Source organism: Zunongwangia sp. (genome assembly GCF_048269745.1).
Classification (GTDB): Bacteria; Bacteroidota; Bacteroidia; order Flavobacteriales; family Flavobacteriaceae; genus Zunongwangia.
On sequence record NZ_JBLXIB010000004.1, the window covers coordinates 260966 to 283230 of the forward strand.

The 22265-nt window shown below is 33.0% G+C and carries 16 protein-coding genes; 6 read left to right on the top strand and 10 right to left on the bottom strand.

All coding sequences use genetic code 11. The features are described from left to right. Positions 1-137 precede the first annotated feature (137 nt). Positions 138-1676: a SulP family inorganic anion transporter gene (locus ACN0WI_RS07380; protein WP_417886015.1), complete on the top strand. Its 1539-nt coding sequence runs from the start codon at positions 138-140 to the stop codon at positions 1674-1676. Positions 1677-1739: 63 nt separating this feature from the next. Here the strand turns inward: ACN0WI_RS07380 and ACN0WI_RS07385 are convergent, their stop codons facing one another. Then, positions 1740-3239: a carboxypeptidase-like regulatory domain-containing protein gene (locus ACN0WI_RS07385; RefSeq protein WP_417886016.1), complete on the bottom strand. Its 1500-nt coding sequence runs from the start codon at positions 3237-3239 to the stop codon at positions 1740-1742. Between the two features lie 188 nt (positions 3240-3427). Here ACN0WI_RS07385 and ACN0WI_RS07390 point away from each other — a divergent pair, with 188 nt between their 5' ends. Beyond that, the gene (locus ACN0WI_RS07390; protein WP_417886017.1) at positions 3428-4855 is read left to right on the top strand and encodes a TonB-dependent receptor; all 1428 of its coding nucleotides are present in this window, start codon (positions 3428-3430) and stop codon (positions 4853-4855) included. Between the two features lie 87 nt (positions 4856-4942). On the opposite strand, the gene ACN0WI_RS07395 is transcribed toward ACN0WI_RS07390, so the two are convergent. From ACN0WI_RS07395 to ACN0WI_RS07420, 6 genes are all read right to left on the bottom strand, one after another. After that, positions 4943-6892, bottom strand: coding sequence for a M1 family metallopeptidase (locus ACN0WI_RS07395; protein ID WP_417886018.1), 1950 nt, complete (start codon positions 6890-6892; stop codon positions 4943-4945). Positions 6893-7010: 118 nt separating this feature from the next. Beyond that, positions 7011-7466: an RNA methyltransferase gene (locus tag ACN0WI_RS07400; protein ID WP_417886019.1), complete on the bottom strand. Its 456-nt coding sequence runs from the start codon at positions 7464-7466 to the stop codon at positions 7011-7013. Between the two features lie 121 nt (positions 7467-7587). Continuing rightward, on the bottom strand, positions 7588-8376 hold the full coding sequence (locus ACN0WI_RS07405; protein ID WP_417886020.1) for a hypothetical protein: 789 nt from the start codon (positions 8374-8376) through the stop codon (positions 7588-7590). 4 nt (positions 8377-8380) lie between these two features. Then, the gene (locus ACN0WI_RS07410; protein WP_417886021.1) at positions 8381-9121 is read right to left on the bottom strand and encodes an MIP/aquaporin family protein; all 741 of its coding nucleotides are present in this window, start codon (positions 9119-9121) and stop codon (positions 8381-8383) included. 12 nt (positions 9122-9133) lie between these two features. After that, positions 9134-10627 (bottom strand): glycerol kinase GlpK, encoded by a 1494-nt coding sequence (gene glpK, locus ACN0WI_RS07415; RefSeq protein WP_417886022.1) that lies wholly within the window; start codon positions 10625-10627, stop codon positions 9134-9136. Positions 10628-10713: 86 nt separating this feature from the next. Next, complete coding sequence (locus tag ACN0WI_RS07420) at positions 10714-12291, bottom strand: glycerol-3-phosphate dehydrogenase/oxidase (protein WP_417886023.1); 1578 nt, start codon at positions 12289-12291, stop codon at positions 10714-10716. Between the two features lie 212 nt (positions 12292-12503). On the opposite strand from ACN0WI_RS07420, the gene ACN0WI_RS07425 reads away from it, so the two are divergent. The 4 genes from ACN0WI_RS07425 (at position 12504) to ACN0WI_RS07440 (ending at position 18869) form a co-directional block, all read left to right on the top strand. Then, the gene (locus ACN0WI_RS07425; RefSeq protein WP_417886024.1) at positions 12504-13256 is read left to right on the top strand and encodes a DeoR/GlpR family DNA-binding transcription regulator; all 753 of its coding nucleotides are present in this window, start codon (positions 12504-12506) and stop codon (positions 13254-13256) included. Between the two features lie 212 nt (positions 13257-13468). After that, positions 13469-15379: a 1,4-alpha-glucan branching protein GlgB gene (gene glgB / locus ACN0WI_RS07430; RefSeq protein ID WP_417886025.1), complete on the top strand. Its 1911-nt coding sequence runs from the start codon at positions 13469-13471 to the stop codon at positions 15377-15379. Between the two features lie 28 nt (positions 15380-15407). Next, a complete protein-coding gene (locus ACN0WI_RS07435) occupies positions 15408-17807 on the top strand; it encodes a TIM-barrel domain-containing protein (RefSeq protein ID WP_417886026.1) in 2400 nt (799 codons plus the stop codon). Positions 17808-18149: 342 nt separating this feature from the next. Then, positions 18150-18869 carry an NUDIX hydrolase gene (locus ACN0WI_RS07440; RefSeq protein ID WP_417886027.1) on the top strand — a complete coding sequence of 240 codons (720 nt, stop codon included), beginning with the start codon at positions 18150-18152 and terminating at the stop codon, positions 18867-18869. On the opposite strand, the gene ACN0WI_RS07445 is transcribed toward ACN0WI_RS07440, so the two are convergent. The 3 genes from ACN0WI_RS07445 to ACN0WI_RS07455 all read right to left on the bottom strand — a co-directional run bounded on the left by ACN0WI_RS07445 (position 18866) and on the right by ACN0WI_RS07455 (position 22264). Beyond that, the gene (locus ACN0WI_RS07445; protein ID WP_417886028.1) at positions 18866-19471 is read right to left on the bottom strand and encodes a hypothetical protein; all 606 of its coding nucleotides are present in this window, start codon (positions 19469-19471) and stop codon (positions 18866-18868) included. The genes ACN0WI_RS07440 and ACN0WI_RS07445 overlap by 4 nt on opposite strands. Positions 19472-19691: 220 nt before the next feature. Then, a complete protein-coding gene (locus ACN0WI_RS07450) occupies positions 19692-20783 on the bottom strand; it encodes a sulfatase-like hydrolase/transferase (protein ID WP_417886029.1) in 1092 nt (363 codons plus the stop codon). Between the two features lie 5 nt (positions 20784-20788). Next, on the bottom strand, positions 20789-22264 hold the full coding sequence (locus ACN0WI_RS07455; protein ID WP_417886030.1) for a SusD/RagB family nutrient-binding outer membrane lipoprotein: 1476 nt from the start codon (positions 22262-22264) through the stop codon (positions 20789-20791). Between the last annotated feature and the right edge of the window lies 1 nt (position 22265).

A 22265-nucleotide genomic window follows, 5' to 3' on the forward strand; every position in this document is an offset into this window, starting at 1 on the left:
CACTAAAATGTTTTTATTCAAATTACGATTATATTAATTCTTGCATAGAATGCGCCGTATAACTTTTCTATTCCATTATTTTATCTAATTTTGCGGCTTTTATATCCCCGATTTCCCTTAAAAGACAGGTTTTCAACATGAAACAAATTTTAAATTTATTTGATTTTAAACAAAAAGTAAACTATAAGACCGAAATTTTAGCAGGTTTAACAGTAGCAATGACTATGATTCCAGAATCATTATCATTTGCAATTTTGGCTGGTTTTCCTCCTCTCGTTGGTTTGTATGCTGCATTTATAATGGGTATTATTACTGCCGTTTTAGGTGGTAGGCCAGGATTGGTTTCCGGTGGTGCTGGAGCTACTGTGGTAGTTCTAATTGCATTAATGAAATCTCATGGATTAGATTACGTATTCGCTGCTGTAGCATTAGCAGGTGTATTTCAATTATTAATTGGTTTATTTAGGCTTGGTAAATTTATTCGCTTAGTACCTCAGCCTGTTATGTTTGGCTTTGTTAACGGACTGGCAGTTATTATATTTTCAGCTCAGTTAAAACAGTTTAAAACCATAGTCAATGGTCAAACAGAATGGTTATCAGGTTCGCCTATGCTAATTATGCTTGGTTTAGTAGCCTTAACTATTGCTATTATTTTAATACTCCCTAAAATAACTAAAGCAGTTCCTGCTTCTTTAGTGGCTATTATTGTTGTATTTGCTTTGGTTTACTTTTTAGGCATAGAGACAAGACAAGTAAAAGATATCGCTTCTGTAAGTGGTACTTTGCCTCCTTTCCATATTCCTCAAGTTCCGCTAACTTTTGAAACCTTAAAAATTATTATGCCTTATGGGTTAATAATGGCAGCTGTTGGTTTAACGGAAGGATTACTGACTTTAAATTTAGTCGATGAAATTACAGGTACTCGCGGGCGTAGCAATAAAGAATGTGTAGCTCAGGGAGCCGCAAATATTGCTAATGGTTTTTTCTACGGAATGGGTGGCTGCCCAATGTTAGCACAAACTTTAGTTAATTTATCGTCCGGATCAAGAGCTAGGTTATCAGGGATTATTGCTTCTTTAACCATATTGACCATAATTTTAGTAGGTGCTCCGGTAATCGAATTATTACCAATGGCAGCACTTACTGGAGTAATGATAATGGTGGCATTTGGTACTTTTGAATGGGCTAGTTTTAAAACCTTCAACAGAATGCCTAAACACGATATTTTCGTTATGCTAATAGTAACAATTATAACCATCGTACTTCATAACTTGGCATTAGCGGTATTAATAGGTGTTATTATTTCAGCCCTTGTATTTGCATGGGATAATGCAAAAAGAATACGTGCTAGAAAACGAATAGATTCTGAAGGGATAAAACATTATGAAATTTATGGTCCGCTTTTCTTTGGATCTACTACAGCATTCAACGAAAAATTTGATGTTTTAAACGATCCGGAAGAAGTTATTGTTGATTTCTCTGAAAGCCGAATTGTAGACATGTCGGGGATTGAAGCTGTAAATAAATTGACAGAAAGATATGCTAAACAAGGTAAAAAATTACATTTACGCCATTTAAGTGAAGATTGCCGCAGATTATTAAGTAATGCTGATGCAATTATTGAAGTAAATATTATTGAAGATCCTACCTACCGAGTAGCGACTGATAAAGCTTAAGTTTACTATTTAAAATCAATAAAAAAGCCTTTAAAATTGAGAATTTTAAAGGCTTTTTTATACCTATTTATCAGATGAAGCTTCCTCTTCTTCTAAAGAACTAAAACTTTTTATAGCCTGATTAGGAGCAATTATATTGAAACCTTTCCAGAAATCAGGATTAAATTCATTAAACTCTTTGTATTCAAAATTAATATCAGGAGTTACAGCATCGTAAGTATCTTCAGAAATAGGATTCTCATCATAGACTACTACTTGTGTTTTATAGCTATTTGTTGCTATTGCACCTACCTGAACTTTCACTTCCTTTAAGCGTTTATTCCAAATCCAGCTTCCTTTTTTGATTAAAAATTTGAAGGGCCTATCAACACCAAAAGTGTGTGCTATTTTAAATTCGATGTATTGTGGTGTATATTTTTGATCGTCATTCTTTTTAAAAATCATTTTCCCTGTATTCAATTCGTTCTTGTTACTAACGCCAAATAATTTAAAAGAACCTAATTCGTGTACATTATGATATTCTAATCGATATACTCCAAAATCGTTAACATTTACAAACATTTTTCCGGCATAATCTGCATTCTTCTTAGGAGAGAAAGTAATTACATAAGCCATTTCATCCCCAAACTGAGTAACTCCTTCAATTTCAAAATTATATTTTCTAATTTTATGGAAAACATCCAATTCCGAGTCATGTTTCCAGAAAAGCTGATTAAATGCTTTTTCTATTTTTTCATTAGCATATTCTTTTCTATTCTGAAGATTTTCAATACTATCTTTAGCTCTTTCTTCCGGAGTCATTTGGGCAGGATCAATTTTATTCATCACTTCCTCTTGATCTCTTTTAAAACCTATAAGCCCGGATTTCACTTTTATGTAAGTATTCTCTCCTAAATTCTCTTTTAATATACGCTCAATTGTATTCATCACGTCATTAAAAGCTTCATCTTCAGTAGGATTGTATAAATTAGCAACCTTAATTAGTTCTATTTTCTGATCTTTATCATCCCCATAAATATCTCCTAAATATTCGCGATAACTATCTACATACTTAGGGATCTTTCTAACCATATTATCAACAAAATCTTGATCAATTTCTTCAAAAGTACTTTTATCAAGATCTACATCTAATTTTTTAATATTATCATTAAATGAACTTCTTAAAAAGAATCTTTTCTTGGATAAAGTAGTCACATAATTTTTATCAACATTATCCATAACACGATCTATAATTACCTTAGCATCTACTTCTTTATCTGATAAAAACACTTCATCTAAAGCGATAGAAGAAGAAGAAATATATAAGGTGTCTGATAATTCACTGAATAGAAAAGATTTGTTAGTATATCCGAGAGAGGAAATTGTAATTGTATCAGAATTTTCAATATTTTCCGGTAACGTAAAAGCACCATCTCCATTTGTTAATACTCCTTGCGTTTCTCCATATTGAACAGTAGCATAAGGTACTGCATTACTTGTTTCTTGATCTAATAAAATAGATGATTTTTGAGCATTACTTGTAGTATACAAGCAGATAAAAACTATAAATAAAATTTTTTGCATTTCTATAAAGCTTAGGTTTGCTAAATTAAAATTTCAATTTGGGATTAAGCGTAAATTCTATCTATAAATTATAATTTATAAATAAAAGAATGTTGTTTTCGGATAAGTTTTTAAAATCTAACATTGTTTTATGGAAGACTATTCATAATAATTGTAATTTTAAAACTTAGAATAGTTATACATAATTTATGCCTATTAAAGTTAAAGGAGATAAAGATTTTAAGGATACCACTTCTATTCAAAATAAAGCGTATCGTATTAATCTAAACGAGAATATTTACGGAACTTTTGCTGAAATTGGGGCCGGCCAAGAAACGGTGAGAAACTTTTTTAAAGCTCCCAATCCTACCGGAACAATAGCAAAAACCATGAGTGCTTACGATAAAGATTTTAGTGATGCTATTTATGGAGCTGAACCAGCTAAACGATATGTAACCGAACCGCGATTAAAAGCTATGATGGCTTACGAGACCGGATTAATTGAAAAACGAATTTCTAGGTTAAAACATCCTAACAAACTTTTCTTTAGTTTTGCCAATACAGTGGCTACAATAGATTGGGCTAAAAAATATAAAGGTCACGGATGGATGGGTATTCGCTTTCAAACCCACCCAAAAGAAGAATATAGTGAAATTATTATGCATGTGCAGCTACATGAAAATAGTGCTGCTAAACAACAAATTTCGCTTGGAATGATGGGAGTAAATCTTATCTACGGAGCTTACTATTACTATGATGAGCCTATTTTATTACTCGACCATTTGTTCGACCATTTAAGTTTTGATAAAATAGAAATCGATACTATAAATTTCACTGGCCCTGCTTTTAAAGATGTTGATAACCGGTTAATAAGTTTGGAACTTGTAAAAAAAGGAATGACAGATGCTGTAATGTTTTCGCCTTCGGGAAATAACGTGCTATCTGCTAACATGCTTTACAAGAAAAATATACTAACTCTCCGTGGAAGTTTTAGACCGGTAACTAAAGTAAACCTTAGCATGTATGAAAAATCTTTAGAGTTATTTACTAAAGAACATGAGCTAGACCCTGCCGATGTTAAAGTTATTTTTGAAATGACTCTCTTCAACTTAAAAGCTGAAGGTGATAAAATTGACGAAGCCGATTTTCTACACCGAGCTGATTTATTATGTGCATTAGGACATACAGTAATGATTTCTAACTTTCAGGAATATTATAAAGTTGTAGATTATTTTGCCCAGTACACTAATAAAAAAATAGGGCTTACAATGGGAGGTGAAACTCTAATAGATATTTTTGACGATAAATATTATAAAGAATTAAGCGGTGGAATTTTAGAAGCTTTTGGTTCGCTTTTCGCAAGAAATGTAGATATTTATTTATATCCTATTCAAGATGAAGAAACCAAGAAACTATATACTTCAAAAAATATAAGAGTTAGTAATAACACTCGAGGCTTATTTAATTTCTTTAAACAGAATAATAGAATTATTGATATTACTGATTACGACGAAGAAACTTTGGATATTTCTTCCAGAAAAGTTCATGAAATGATTGTAAACAAAAAAGAGGGATGGCAACGTATGGTTCCAGAAAAAGTTGCTAAACTTATAGAAGCCAAAAAAATGTTTTACTAGGATTAGTAGGCTTTTTCAAAATAAATAATTCCATTTAATGTATTAAAAAAACCCGGAAATTCCGGGTTTTTTAATTGACACTATTTATTAGTTTTCTGTAGAATTCACTTTCAAAATATCGTTCGAATAATCAACATCCGGTAACATTTTATTTGGATCGATTTCTATTTGTTTTGGTTTTTTATTAGTTTTAACCAAATGGCTCCAAGTATTGCCTCTTTCCCAAATTTCCACTGGTAGGCGTACATCTTCTTTAGATCCATCTTGATAAGTTATTCTTAATTGAACAGGCATAGGAACACTTCCTTTATTTTCAAGGGTAACTATAAACCCATTTCCGTTTTTAGTTGGCACAATTTCCTTAACCCCTAAATCTATATTTCCGTTTCCGTAAAACCAGTTTCCGAAGAACCAAGATAAGTTTTCACCGGCTACGTTTTCCATATGGTTGAAAAAGTCTGACGGTTGTGGATGTTTATAAGCCCAAGTTTTTATATACGATTTAAATGCATTATCAAATCTTTCGTGTCCTAAAATATATTCTCGTAACATAAATAATCCAACAGCTGGTTTGTAATAAGCTGTCATTACTAAATTTTGCAAATTAGTTACATCAGGATATGTATCAATTCCTTCTCTACTATAGCTTTTCAACCAATTAGTTAAGTTACGAACTTGGTTAAGACTTGCTGGATATTCGCCAAACTCTTTAGTACTATAATAATTTATAAAAGTATTGAACCCCTCATCCATCCATGCATATCGTCTCTCATTAGAGCCTACAATCATTGGAAACCAGTTATGCCCAAATTCATGGTCGGTTACTCCCCATAACGATGCTCCGGTACTTTCCCAACTACAAAAACTTAGCCCTGGATATTCCATTCCACCAATTTCTGCGGCAACATTTGTAGCTACAGGGTATGGGTATTCAAACCATTTTTTAGAGTAATTTTCTATTGCATTTTTGGTGTACTCAGTAGAACGCTCCCAAGCGTTATTTCCGTTACTTTCTTTTGGATAAACCGACTGTGCGTACGCTTCTTCTCCGCTAGGTAAGTTTATTTTTGCTGCATCCCAAATAAATGCTTTTGATGAAGCAAAGGCTACATCTCTAGTATTTTCCATAGTAAAATGCCATGTTAATGTTCCTTCTTGCTTGGCACGTATAGAGGCATCGTTTACTTCTTCTGGTTTTACAATATAAACCGTTTCATTACTATTTCTAGCCTTTTTCATTCGGTCTCTCATAACAGAAGACATTACTTGACGCTCATTTTCTAGTTTACCTGAACCTACTACAATATGATTGTAAGGTGCTGTAATTTCATAATCGTAATCCCCATAATCTAAATAGAATTCTCCGGCTCCTAAATAAGGTTCAACATTCCAACCTTCAACATCATCGTAAACTGCTGCTCTTGGATACCATTGTGCCATAGCATAAATAGTTCCATCTTCAACTTTTAGTCTTCCCATTCTATCCATTCCTTTAACAGGAATATTGTATACAAAATTCATCGATACCTTTGCCTTTCCTCCATTTGGTTTTATTGGTTTATCAAACCAAACCTGCATACGGGTATCAGTAATAATGTGTTTAGTTGAAGTACTGCTTCTTGTTTTTGCTTTTAAGTTTGAAATCTCGTAACCTCCATCTGTATCACCGTTATAACGATTTCCTCCAATGGGAGTAGTTAAAGTTCCTCTTGAATTCTCTGTAAAGCGATTTTGCTCTAAATAAAGCCAAATAAAAGAAAGCGCATCAGGACTGTTATTTGTATAAGTAAGCGTAATTTCTCCACTTAAAGTATGATTTTCATCATCTAGAGTAGCCTTAATTTTATAATCGGTTTCATTTTGCCAGTAATCTGGACCTGGAACTCCGGATGCTGATCGGTACCTATTGCCCGAACGATCCATAAATTCATTAAATTCTGACTGGTTACTGCTTTTTACTTTTTCTTGTGCTGTGGCAGATATGCTAAAAGCCCCTATAAGCATAAAAAAGCACATTGCTTTTGAAATAAAATTCATTTATCTATAATTTAAATATACGGATGGCTAATTTAGAAAAAGCACCGCTTTTTTCTATAAACTATTCGGTATTTATCATAACAACCTATTACTAAAGCTGAAATTTTATGAGAAATCGTTAAAATTGTTTCGCATTCCGATCGTACATAACAATACTTCCGGCAACTGAAACATTTAAACTAAAAGTAGAACTGAATTTTACTAAAAAATGAGATTTTTCGATTGCTTTTTTAGATAAGCCGTGATCTTCTGCTCCTAATAAATATACACACCGTCTAGGATGCTTAAATTCTTCTAGAGCAGTTGCTTCTTCAGTTAATTCTACTCCTACTAGCATTGCTCCCTTGGGCAGGTGAGCATAAAAATCATCAAAAGTATCATAATGGAAATAGGGCATTGCTCCTACGGCTTTATGTGTATCGCAAGCTTGCTTTGCATATCGATTTCCGATTGTAAAAATAAAACTTGCTCCCATATTTTGGGCTGATCGCCATAAAACACCTAAATTTTCTGGAGTTTTTCCATTTTGAATACCTATTCCGTAGAATCCTTGCTTGAGATTATCAACTTTCATAATCGCAAGGTACTATTTTACTAGTATTCTTGAAAAAGCTTCAAAAAACATCCTTTTATAAAAAATAAAAAACCTCATAATATTGATATTATGAGGTTTTTTTATTTTTTTTCTTATTTAGTTAAAATAAATTGAAAGCTACCTGAATTGCTCCGTAATCTTTTACAGGATTCCATGAAGCAGTGGCTGATACAGGTAAGGTATATTTATCAAAAATATTTAAATCTCGATTATAAATTACACCTAAATTTGTAAAACCTGCTTCATCTCCATAAAAATTAGCATCAACATCTGCAAATGAGAAGGCTCCCCCTGCAAGTAATGATAGTGACCAATCACTTTCATCTAAAACTACGTAACTTGCTTCTATATAATTAGAGTATGCATTTTTTAAACTTCCATTATCGTTAATATAGGTATCTCTACCCTGTACAATTGTACTCCACGATAATTTTAAAGGAATTTGTTGAAATTGATAACCTAAAATAACATCTATAAAATGAGAGGTTGAATTTCTATCATAATCAAATATTTTAGCATCCGGATAATCGCTATAATTATTAATATCCCAGATAGCCAAAGACCAACCTTTATGCATAAACTGCACGTAATAGTCGAATTCGGTATAATCTCCATTAAAACCACGGCCTCCCCATAATCCGGCTTTAAAAAAACCATTTTTTGAAGTATAATTTAAATCGGCTGCCGTCATTGGAGCATCGGTTACATGCAAGCCTTTCCATAAGTGCATGTTTTTTATCTGTAAATTGAAATGAAATAGTTTTGCATTATCTTCAACTTCATTTTCATTCCGTTGCTGAACAATGTTTTCATCGGAAACTTGTGAAAATGCAAAATTACCAGTAAGCAAAACAACTAAAACTACAATATAATTTTTAATGTTATTCATAATACTATTTTCCTAAAATTAAAAATAAACCTGCAGCGATTGCTGCTCCTATAATGGGGCCTAAAACCGGAATCCAAGCATATCCCCAACCACTATCAGTTTTGCCTTTTATAGGCAATAAGGCATGTACAATACGTGGACCTAAATCTCTCGCAGGGTTTATGGCATAACCAGTTGTTCCTCCTAGCGACAAACCAATTCCCCACACAATAAAAGAAACTGGAATAGCGCCAATAGCACCTAATCCTACTTTAGTTGTTGCTCCGGCTTGTGTTTCAAACGATGCATCAGCAAAATAAAATACAGCAATAATTAGGACAAAAGTTCCTAAAATCTCACTTATCAAGTTCCTAAAGTTATTAGGAATGGCTGGAGCTGTACAAAACACAGCCCTTTTAGTAGCACCATCTTCAGTTGCATCAAAATGATCTTTGTACATTAAATACACACACGTAGCACCTATCATAGCGCCTATAAATTCTCCCGCCAAGTATGTTGGTACATCTTGCCATGGGAATAATCCGCCTATGGCTAAACCTATAGTTACTGCCGGGTTTAAATGTGCTCCGCTATAAGGTCCTGCCACAACAACTCCGGCAAAAACACCTAATCCCCATGCGGTAGTTACCACTATCCAATCACTTCCATTTCCTATGGTTTTCTTTAAATTTACGTTTGCTACTACGCCTCCACCTAGGAGGATTAGTAATGCCGTTCCTAAAATCTCTGCTATAAAAGGTGTCATATATTCTTCGGTTTAAAGTTTAGTCCACTCTTGTAATGCTTTTACAGCACGATACCAACCTTCTGTTTTTTCTTTAATTTTATCTTGATCTTCAGTAGGTTCGAACTTCTTATCTTCTTCCCACATTTCTTCAATCTCTTCCATACTATCCCAATAGCCAACGGCTAAACCGGCTAAGTAAGCAGCTCCTAAGGCTGTAGTCTCAGTTACTTTAGGACGAATAGTTTGTGTATTGAGTACATCGCTTTGAAATTGCATCAACATATCGTTTACTGAAGCTCCTCCATCCACACGTAGTTGTTCTATGTCAATACCGCTATCTGCTTTCATTGCTTTTAAAATATCCATAGTTTGATAGGCTATTGCTTCTAAAGATGCTCGAGCAATATGAGCGTCTTCAGTACCTCTAGTAATTCCAAATATGGTACCTTTTGCTTTTTGATCCCAATGTGGTGCTCCTAAACCTGAAAAAGCGGGAATAAAATAAACACCATCAGTATCTTCTACTGAACTAGCTAAATATTCTACATCTGCGGATCTTCTGATAATACCTAAACCATCTCTAAGCCATTGTACAACAGCTCCTGCTATAAAAATACTTCCTTCTAAACAATATTCGGTTTTACCATTAATACGCCAAGCAACAGATGTTAGTAGATTATTTTCTGAAATGATAGGTTTTTCTCCTATATTCATTAACATAAAACAACCAGTACCATACGTATTTTTAACCATCCCTTTCTTTGTACACATTTGTCCAAATAGCGCTGCCATTTGGTCTCCGGCGATACCGGCAATCGGAATTTTAGAAGCGAATACAGTTGTTTTTGTATGACCGTAAACTTCGCTAGAATCTTTTACTTCCGGAAGCATGCTTTTTGGGACTCCGAAAATTTCCAAAAGCTCATCATCCCACTCCATTGTATTAATATTAAAGAACAAAGTTCTACAAGCATTAGTTACATCGGTAACATGGAGTTCTCCTTTAGTGAAATTCCAGATAATCCAAGTATCAATAGTTCCCAATACCAAATCTCCAGCTTCTGCTTTTTCTCTTGCACCTTCTACATTATCTAAAATCCATTTTACTTTTGTCCCTGAAAAGTAAGAATCGATAACCAGACCTGTTTTTTCTTTTATAATTTCAGCAGTACCGTCTTTTTTTAATTCATCACAGTAGTCTGAAGTTCGCTTATCTTGCCATACAATTGCATTATATACAGGCTCCCCTGTATTCTTATCCCATACTATAACGGTTTCGCGTTGGTTTGTAATTCCGATTCCTGCAATGTTATTTCCGTTATTTCCGTGCTTTGTAGTAGCTTCTGCAGCTACTCCAGCTTGTGTAGACCAAATCTCTGTAGGATCATGCTCTACCCAACCTGGTTTTGGGAATATCTGATTAAACTCTTTTTGGGCTACTGACACTATTTCTCCTTTTTTGTTAAAAAGAATAGCTCTTGAACTTGTAGTCCCCTGATCTAAAGCTAACATATATTTTTCCATACTATCTATTTTTACTATATCGTTTTCGTTTTAAAGAAATACTATATCTTATTAAATTTAATAAGATATAGTGATCAATAATTAGGTTATTTAATACTATAATTTTTTGCTATTTCCTTGAAAGCTTCTATTTGTGCATTTTTCCATGCTTCATCTTTTCCTAATTCAGAAGCTAATAAATCCGCAACTACAGGTGCGCTTTCAATTGCCGCATCGGCATCCATAAATAGCATACGCACTCGTCTAGCCAAAATATCATCTACGGTTCTAGCAATTTCTTTTTGAACTGCCCAAACAACCTCAGCTTTCTTAAAGTCTAATCTTGGATGTATTTTTTCTGCTAATTCTGGTCGTGAATTTATCAGTTTTTGAATTTCATCTTGATCACTTCCGTATATGTATAAATGATTAGTTAAATCAGGATTTTCTTTAAATCCATGAATTTTTAAATCTTTTGTTTTACATACTGCATCTTGAAGTTTTCCTAAAGAAATAGCTTTATTGATAGTATCTTCAGCCATTTTTCGGAAAGTAGTCCATTTACCACCCGTAATAGTTATTAATCCGGTTTTAGAAACAATTACCTTATGACTTCTCGAAATTTCTTTTGATTTTTCTGAACCATCTTTAGGAGCTGCTAACGGACGTAAACCGGCATATACACTTCGTACATCTTTTCGAGTTACTTTTTTCTCTAAATAGTTATTGAAGGTTTTCAGAATAAATTCTATTTCTTTTTCTAACGCCTGAGGCTCTAAACTGTGATCATCTAATTGTGTATCTGTAGTTCCCACAATTACTTTATCATGCCATGGCACCGCAAATAGCACTCGACCATCTTCAGTTTTAGGAATCATAATTGCATCTTCTCCAGGAAGAAAAGATTTATCGAATACTAAATGGACTCCTTGACTAGGTTTTACCATGTTTCTAGCATTAGGATCTTCCATTTTCAGTATTTCATCAGTAAATACACCAGTCGCATTTATTACCGTTTTTCCTGAAAATGTATAATCTTCTCCGGTTTCTTGATCTTTTGCTGAAACACCTTCAATTTTATTATTATTGATAATTAAATTATTTACTTTAAAATAATTTAATACAGCAGCTCCTTTTTCTATAGCTGTTTGTGCAACATTAACTGCCAATCGAGAATCATCAAACTGTCCATCCTGATAAACAACACCACCTCTTAATTTATTTCTTCGTATTGTGGTGATTCTATCAGCAGTTTCTTTTTTATTTATATGAAATGATTTACCTAAACTTAATTTCCCTGCTAATAAATCATACATTTTAAGACCTATTGTATAAAAAGCACCTTCGTACCATCTATAATTTGGAATTATAAAACTTTGATTTTTGACTAAATGCGGTGCATTTTTACTTAGAAGACCTCTTTCATGTAAAGCCTCTCTAACTAAGTCCACATTCCCTTGTGCTAAATAACGTACACCTCCATGCACTAATTTGGTACTTCTACTTGAAGTTCCTTTAGCAAAATCTGCTTGCTCTAGCAACAGTGTTTTATATCCTCTAGTAATGCTATCTAAAGCTACTCCTAAACCGGTAGCTCCACCACCGATTACAATAACATCCCATTTACTTTCTGATTTTGCTCTATTGAGCAAACTTTCACGAGAAAAAATATTTTTAGCACTCATAGTATTCCTGTATTAGAACACTAAAGTATAAAAAAAATATCAAATCGAAACAAAACGGAATAAAAAAATTAAATAAAAAAACTAAAACGAAAGTATATCCGAAACTAAATGAAATGTAAAATATTTCAACTTTAGCTAAGTTTTTGAATCTAATTATGCATAAATATTATATTGAATTACTAAATTCGTAGCCTAAATTTTATTTTCCTCACATGAAAAGGCATCAATCTATCCTCGAAAAATTAAAAAAAGATCATCATGTAGAAGTTTCCGAGCTTTGTGAAGAATTAAAAGTTTCAGCAGTCACTATCAGAAAAGATTTAAAACTACTTGAAGATAAGGGATTATTGTTTAGAACTCACGGAGGTGCCACTTTGGAAAATCCATATATAACTGATAGACCTGTTAACGAAAAAGAAAAAATAGCGATTTCTGAGAAACAAAAAATAGCTCAAACTGCCGCTAATCTTATTAAAGATAAAGATTCTATAATGATAGCATCGGGCACAACTGTTCAGGAATTAGCCAGATGTATTACTAATAAAGGACCACTAAATGTTATTAGTTCTTCCTTACATGTCTCTTTAGAGTTGCTTAAACATCCTAATATAGAAGTAATTCAACTAGGCGGATCACTTAGGCATAGTTCTGCTTCTGTAACCGGTTATTATGGTAGACTATTATTAAAAAACATTACTTGTAATATGGTTTTTATGGGGGTAGACGGGATTGATGTAGATTACGGATGCACTACTACAAGCTTAGAAGAAGCTTTACTAAACCAAAGAATGATAACTGCATCTCAGCATACTATTATTTTGGCAGACTCTTCTAAATTCGGCAAAAAAAGCTTTGGTCGTATTTGCGCTATCGACCAGATAGACCAAATAATTACAGACAAAGGAATAAGTAATGTACAAATAAAAAAATTTAAAGCTTTAGGGGTTAAATTGACTATTGTTTAAGCGCTAATTTTTAAGCTTTCAAACTTGCTTTTCCCAGGTGATTCTTCACATTTAGTTAATGCTAAAAATACACTAATATTATTATAAATTCTTCAATTTATAGAATTAAAAGCTTAATTTAAGGGCTTAAAACCAAAGAAGAGACAACAATTAACCACAAGCATTAACATTTAAAAAGGTCTCTAAAAACCTTACTTAACCTTATTCGCTTTATGAAGCAAAATGTGCAAATTCATTCATTATTTACCGATTTTGATATCTCTTTATTTAAAGCTGGAAAGCATTTTAGAATTTATGAAAAATTAGGCGCTCATAGTATTGAAGTTAATGGAGTTAAAGGCACTTATTTTGCCGTTTGGGCTCCCTCAGCAAAAGAAGTTTCCGTAATTGGAGATTTCAATTACTGGACTGAAAATGAACATCCATTATTTGTACGTTGGGATAGCAGCGGAATTTGGGAAGGTTTTATACCCGGTGTAGCAAAAGGAACTCGTTATAAATATAAAATAACTAGTGCTAATAATAACATTAAAACTGAAAAAGCAGATCCATATGCTAAAAGGAGTGAACATCCGCCAGCAACAGCTTCTATTGTTTGGGAAGATACCTACAAGTGGAAAGACAAAAATTGGTTAAAAAACCGAATTAAAAAAAATAGCCTAGATCAACCTATTTCTATTTACGAAGTTCATTTAGGGAGCTGGCGAAAAAACACACTTGAAAACCATCGACCTTTAACGTATACTGAAATGGCTTCAGAGCTAGTCCAGTATGTAAAAGATATGGGCTTCACTCATGTAGAGTTTATGCCAATTATGGAATATCCGTACGATCCTTCTTGGGGTTATCAAATAACCGGATACTTTGCACCAACTTCTCGTTTTGGGACTCCTGAAGAATTTAAAACTTTAATAGATGCATTTCATAAAGAAGATATTGCCGTAATTTTAGATTGGGTTCCTTCTCATTTTCCAGAAGATAAACACGGACTCGGTTTTTTTGATGGTTCACACCTATATGAACATCCTGATCCTAGAAAAGGATACCATCCCGATTGGAAAAGTCTTATTTTCAATTATGAAAGAAACGAAGTACGCTCTTTCCTTATTAGCAATGCTATTTTTTGGTTAGATTATTATCACATAGATGGGTTACGAGTAGATGCCGTTGCTTCTATATTGTATTTAGACTACTCCCGCGAAGAAGGTGAATGGGAACCAAATGAAAATGGAGGTAGAGAAAATCTAGCAGCAATTTCATTTTTACAGGAATTAAATTTAGAAATATATAGAAGCTTTGAAGGCGTACAAACTATTGCTGAAGAATCTACGTCATTTTCAAAAGTATCAAAACCAATTTACGATGGAGGTTTAGGCTTCGGAATGAAATGGATGATGGGTTGGATGCACGACACCTTAGAATATTTCAAAAAAGATTGTTTTTATAGACAATACCATCAAAACGATATTAGTTTCAGTTTAACTTATGCATTTAGCGAAAACTTCACATTGCCACTTAGCCATGATGAAGTAGTACATGGTAAAAAATCACTTATTCAAAGAATGCCGGGAGATGAGTGGCAACGTTTTGCTAATTTACGCTTAATGTTTACCTATATGTTTTCTCACCCAGGAAATAACTTATTATTTATGGGTGCTGAAATTGGCCAATACAGTGAATGGAATTACGATACTAGTTTAGACTGGCATTTATTAGAATATCCACTACATAAAGGCGTGAATCTACTACTAAAAGATTTAAACAAACTTTACAAAACACAACCGGCATTATTCGAAAAACAATTTAGCCCAGAAGGGTTTGAATGGATTTCTTACGATGATTCACAAAACTCGATACTAAGTTATATCCGTAAAGGAAACGAACCCAAAAATGACCTTATCATCATTTGTAATTTTACGCCTACTCCTTTAAAAGAATATCGAATAGGAATACACCAACCCGGAATTTTAAAAGAACTAGTAAATAGTGATGATAAAAAATATGCAGGATCCGGATTGAAAAATGATAATATAATAATAGAAAATCAAACATTTCACGGTAAAAAATATTCAGCTTCTTTTGATGTCCCGCCACTAGCTGCTGTAATTTTTAAAATCATTTAATTACCGAAATGTATAAATACCTAGAAGAATGATAACAAACACTGAATTAGAAAAGAAAGGAAATTTATTCCCTAAAAAAATGGTTTCCTATGAGCAAGATGGTGACTCCATATCGTTTGTTTGTGAAAATAACGTCCATTTAATTATTACTATAGTTCGAGACAGCATGTTACGGTTTCGATATGCTACACATGGTATATTTCAAGATGATTTCTCATATGCTATAGACGAAGATCAATCACACGGATATTCTGTTCTTGAAGTTTTAGAAGATGATGAAGCCGTTTGGATTGTGACCAACCAAATAAAATGTAGAGTACTAAGAAGTGATTTAAGAATAGGCATTTACGATTTAGACGATAATACAATTTTAGAAGATGAAATTGGCTTTCATTGGGAAGAAAGTTTCGAGTTTGGAGGCAATTACGTAAAAATGAGTAAAAACACCGTTGATGGTGAAAATTTTTACGGAATGGGCGATAAACCAACGAGCTTTAATTTAAAAGGAAAGCGGTTTAGCAATTGGAATACCGATCAGTATGCTTTTAGTAAAGACACTTCTGAATTATATAAAACTATACCATTTTATATAGGTCTTCACCACGCTAAAGCTTATGGAATTTTTTTTGATAATAGTTTCAAAACACATTTCGACTTTTGCCACGAGCGCAGAAATATTACAAGCTTTTGGGCAGATGGAGGAGAAATGAATTATTATTTTATCTACGGGCCAAAAATTTCCGAAGTAGTCACTAAATATACAAACCTAACTGGTAGGCCTGAATTACCACCTATGTGGGCCTTAGGTTATCACCAAAGTAAGTGGAGTTATTACCCAGAAGATAAAGTTAGAGATTTAGCTAAGAGCTTTCGTGATAATAAATTTCCTTGCGATGCGCTCTATTTAGACATCGATTATATGGAAGGTTTTAGATGTTTTACATGGAATAAAAAATATTTTCCAAAACCTAAAAACATGATTCAAGATCTAGAAGAAGATGGCTTTAAAACTATTGCTATTATAGATCCGGGAATTAAAATTGATGAAGAATACGAAATATACAAAGATGGTCTTGATAAAGATTATTTTTGTAGACGTGCAGATGGACCTTTAATGAGAGGAAAAGTATGGCCAGGAAATTGCGTGTTTCCTGACTTTACAAACCCGGAAGTACGAGAATGGTGGGCCGAATTATATAAGACGATTATTGGTGAAACCGGAATAAAAGGAATTTGGAATGATATGAACGAACCAGCTGTAATGGAAGTTCCAGGAAAAACTTTTCCGCTCGATGTTCGTCATAATTATGATGGAAATCACTGTAGCCACCGTAAAGCTCATAATATTTATGGGATGCAAATGGCTAGAGCCACTTACGAGGGCGTTAAAAAATATATGTTCCCAAAACGTCCTTTTACAATTACCAGAGCAAGTTATTCTGGCGGACAACGATTTAGTTCTACTTGGACAGGGGATAACCTTGCCAGTTGGGAACATTTATGGCTAGCCAACATGCAAATTCAGCGTCTAGGTATAAGCGGTTTTAGTTATGCAGGAACAGATATTGGTGGATTTGCAGATCAGCCTAGCGGTGAGCTATTTGCCCGTTGGATACAACTAGGAGTATTCCATCCTTTTTGTCGTGTACACTCTTCTGGAGATCATGGAGAACAAGAACCATGGTATTTTGGAGAAGAAATACTAGATATAACTAGAAAGTTTGTAGAGTTGCGCTACCAATTATTACCATATTTGTATACAGCTTTTTATCAATACTGTGAAGAAAATATTCCTATTATAAAACCTTTGGTGTATTATGCTCAGGAAGATATCCAAACCCATTACCGTGCGGATGAGTTTATTTTTGGAGATAGCATTTTAGTTTGCCCGATACAAGAACCTAACGCTCATGGTAGAAGAATGTATTTTCCTCAAGGACGATGGTATAATTTCTGGAATGATGCCATTATTGAAGGAGGTAAAGAGCTTTGGGTAGACGCACCTTTAGATAGTATGCCCATTTTTGTAAAAGAAGGTGCCATGATCCCTAAATATCCCGTACAACAATATGTGGATGAAAAAGAAATTGACGAAATATCTTTAGATATTTATTACAAAAATGGATTAGATAATGCCATGCTTTATGAAGATTCTCATGACGGGTATGATTATAAAATGGGAATTTTTAATATAAGATCGTTCAAATTTACGGGAAAAGTACAAGAAGCCTTTATTCAGCAACATAACACAGATGCCTATAATTCTAATTTAAAAAGAATAAAAATAATTTTTCATGGTTTACCTTTTGAAATAAAATCTGCTAAAGTAAATAATGAAGAAACAGATTTACAAAACTTACAATATAACAAAGAAGAATCTTCAATTGTATTACCAGAAAACTTTGCAGATTTACACATTGTAGGTTAATAAAGTTGCTCATTAAAAGAAGAGTAGATTGGCTTGGCCGAGCCCCCACCAATCTTGCTCTTCTTTATTTTTTTATGAGCTTTAGGACAAAAAAGTGTTTACATTCAATCAATAAAACTTTAAATTAAAGCTAGCTATCAATATTATTTGCTGATAAATTTTATAATCTACTAGTATTATTTCTTGAACTTGATATAAAACTACAATGAAAAGCCATAAAACAATATCGTTTTCGTTATCTTGCAATATATCTATCGACGAATGGTTATGGCAAAAAGATGATGCGTAAGTACATAAAAACCAAATTCATTCGTAAATTGCCCCTTTTTAAAAAAATATTTCATGCTGCGGAAAATTATCGATGATGAGTCTGGTAAAAAAGTAGACGAAGAGGTGATGAATGCAATAACTATAGACTGCGTTGTATTCGGATTTAATGAAGGAAGTTTAGAAGTACTACTAGTAAAACATGCTACCGGAATTAGTAAAAATCGCTGGGGATTACCCGGTGGTTGGATAAAAGAAAAAGAATCTATAAATAATGCAGCCAAACGATTATTAAAAGAACTTACAGGACTTAATAATATTTACTTAGAACAGCTACAAGCTTTTGGAGAACCAAAACGTTTTCCACTTGGTCGCGTAATTACTATTGGCTATTATGCCCTTATAAAAAGTGATGATTATGATATTGTAGCCGGTTTTACCGCAGCAGAAGCTAAATGGTTTAAAATTTCAGAAATACCAGAACTTATTTATGACCATTCTGAAATTTATAATTTCAGCTTAAGAAAATTAAAAAGACGAGTACGCCAAGCTCCTATAGGCTTCAATTTACTTCCGGAGAAATTTACTTTGCTAGATTTAATGCATCTTTATGAAGAAATTTTGGAATTTAAAATGGACAAACCGAATTTCCGTAGAAAGTTTTTAAAAATGAAGCTTTTAATTGATACCGGTGAAAAGCAAAAAAATGTTTCTCATCGTGCAGCTAAATTGTTCAAATTCGATAAAGAAATCTATAAAAAATTAACTGAAAAAGGTTTTATATTTGAATTTTAAGAAGGTAGTTCTGTAATTTCTAGCTCTGCTTCTCCCAATACATTCATATACACATATACAGCTTGTCGCTCAAATAAAAAATGAGAAATGGAAAGCTTTTCCATATGTGCACCTACATGTACACCTTTTGTTGGATTTTTATTTTCTCGCAACTTAATATTAATTTTAGCCAATTCTTCTTGGAGTTTATGCCCTAAATCTTGTTTAGATTTAGATAGCATTTTTTTATGCAACACCGTGTTTAATATTAATTGAACTAATTTATCTTTTATCCAACTTGTATTCTCACCAACTGCTTTATATTTTTCTAAAGAAAATTTTTGAGTTTCGCGATCGAAAGAAAATTTTAAATGAATTTTTAATTCTATTTCTTTATTTTTAAACAGAAATGTTTTGGCTTTTACTCGTAAACCCAATGTAATATCGTAAGGAAGAGCTTCATTTTTTTCTAACCAGATCCATTTAACCTCAGCATAATCATTAATGCTTTTTCCACCTTCTTCGGTATCATTAATTTTAGCTTCCATTGCTTTTTCAAGAGCTGTAAATGGAATTTTTACGGGTATATTTACTATAATGCCTTTCTGATATTCATTTTCCATAAGTAAAACCTTGCTTTTGTTTAAAATTACTAAGAATATAATCGAGCTTATTTAATATTTGGTTAAAATTGAAATTAACTATAAACTTTCAATATAACACCTGCTTGTTAAAATCAAAATTCTTCCTAAATCTTATGAATTTGGATTAGACTACCTTCTATTTTTCAATAAAAAAAGCCCTTTACTTAGAAAGAGCTTTTTTTTAAAATTGAATACCATTTTAATCAAGAATTGGTAATGTACTTGCTGGAAATTCGGTAGATAAATGGAGAATTTTTGCTATAGTTGGTGCAAATTGTTCAGTGTAATACTGCGCATTGGCTTTTACTTCTCCTTTTGCTTTAATTTTATTGCCAAAAGCTATAAACCAAGTTTGATTGGCTCCTGGGATATTGGTTCCGTGATGTCGCCAAGAATTATCCTCGTCTGTCCCAGTACCTCGACCATGATCTGTAGTCATTAAAATAGTGGTTTTTCCTTTATAAAATGGATCGGAATTTACATATTCCCAAATCTCTTTAATCATTTGATCGGTTCGGTTAGCAGAATTTAAATACTGATCGTACCTACCATCATGAGCAAAATCATCAGTTTCTCCATAAGCAATATATAAAATAGATGGTTTATCATGTTTTAAGGCTTCTAGTGCGTAGTTATGGGTAAAAACATCAAATCGTACGCCGCCCCATCTTTTTGGAGTTTCTTTTTGAATTTTATCCAGAAACAAAGCTTCTTTTGATGGATTTTTAGATAACGACGAACGATAACCAGCATTTACTGGTATTCCACTTCTTTTTTCATTTAAAATAAATGGAAACACATCCCAACTTCCAAAAGCAAGCACTTTCCCATTAAATCGATTTGTAGAATTTGCTATTTCTAAAATAGTTTTATTAGGATTATAGATTTTATCGTTACTATTAATATGTTTATCATCAGCTTTACCTGTTAAAATTTCATTATATCCTGGATACGAAAATGCCATGGTATTGGTCAAGTTCACTTTATTATTCTCCCATCGGTTTCCCAATAATATTCCATTTTCAACAACATAATTCCAGAAAAAAGGGAATAGAATTTCTCGCCGCTCTATAGCTGTTTTGGCCCAAAATCGCTTTTTTAGCGCTTCTCTATTTTCAACAAAAGATTCGTTATTTATAAATAACGAATCGGCTCCACCAAATAACTCTTGCCAGCGCAATCCATCTAAAGTGATTACAATAATTTTTTCATCATTTTTATCTTGAGCTTTACTAAGTTGCCCACATAAACATGCAATAATAAAAATTGAAATTCGAAATATTTTCTTCATAATTTTTAGTTTAACCACCAAGGTGTTTGACGTATACCATCGTTACCACTAAACTGCGATTTAATAGCTGCTTCTAGGTTGGCTGTGTTATTATTATATTCGTTTGTTGGATATACAAATCGTTTAGGAGGAGTTTGCTCAGCTTTATAATCAAATTCTGGAAATCCTGTACGCAAATAATCGTAATACTGCGTCCATCCACTTTGTAAAAACGTAGTAATGTACTTCTGCGTTAAAATACTTTTCAACTGATTTTCAGTAGCTCCTATTAAACCTATTTGTGATTGATTTACATATTTTGAAATGGCTTCTTGGGTAAAGTATTCAGAATAACCATCAACATAAGTATTATAAAACTCCATATTTGCTTTGATAGCATTCTCGAAATGATTTGATGCATCATCATTAATCCAACCTCGAACAGAAGCTTCTGCAAGTATAAACTCTACTTCCCAATAACTTAAAATAGCATGTGGCTCGGTAGTTGGGTTAGAGTAATAGCGTGCATTTACTTTAGAAATATTACCATTAGCCACCAAAGTTTCGTTTATTTCTGAATAATTTGAAGTTGGACTACCTCCATTATAGGAATCAAAATCATCTATTGCTAAACCATCTGCTGCGGCTTTAGATGTTTGCTCTGCAATTATAAATAATCTAGGATCTTTTAATTCTTTAAGTAAATCAATATATGTTGAAGACATATACATGCTAGACCCATAACTACTTGAATTAAACTCGGAATATCTACTTCCTTGCTGATCTACAAATACTAATTGTGCATTGTCATCTAAAGAATTTATTAATGTTCCTCGATTATATACTTCCTGAAATTTAGAAGCCACATTTAGAGTTCCTACATTAGTTTTATTGGATAAGGTCAGTAAAATTTTAAGCTCATATGAGTTTATCAATTTTAACCATTTTGAAGCATCTCCTCCATATATAATATCACCTTCCAAACTAAGATCCTCGTCGATAAGTTCACCAGCTTCGTCTAATTCAGAAATAATTCCTTCGAATACTGCTTCTTGACTATCATAAGCAGGTTGATATACCTTTTCAGTTTCTCCTTGTAATGCTTCAGAATATGGTATATCTCCAAATTTCAAGGTTAATTGATAAAAATTGTACGCTCTAAAAAACTTCCCTAAAGCAATATAATTTGGATTATTAATACGCTCGGCTTCTTCTATCATTTTAGTAATTACCCGAAGTTTATTATAACCATCAAAACTGCCACTTCCCCACTTAAAATATTGGTAATCGTTTTCCTCTCCGGTTTGTATTAGCATTCTGGAAGCATACAACGGATCGGTCCCTTCTACTTGAAAAGTTGTTGCTGCAATTTCGGTTAACAATAATTGCGGGTGTGTCTGACTTACATTATTTGGATTTTCGTTTAATCCATCTAAATCTTGACAACTTTTGGTTACAAAGCCAAGTATTATAATGGCTATATAGATATGAATTTTTTTCATG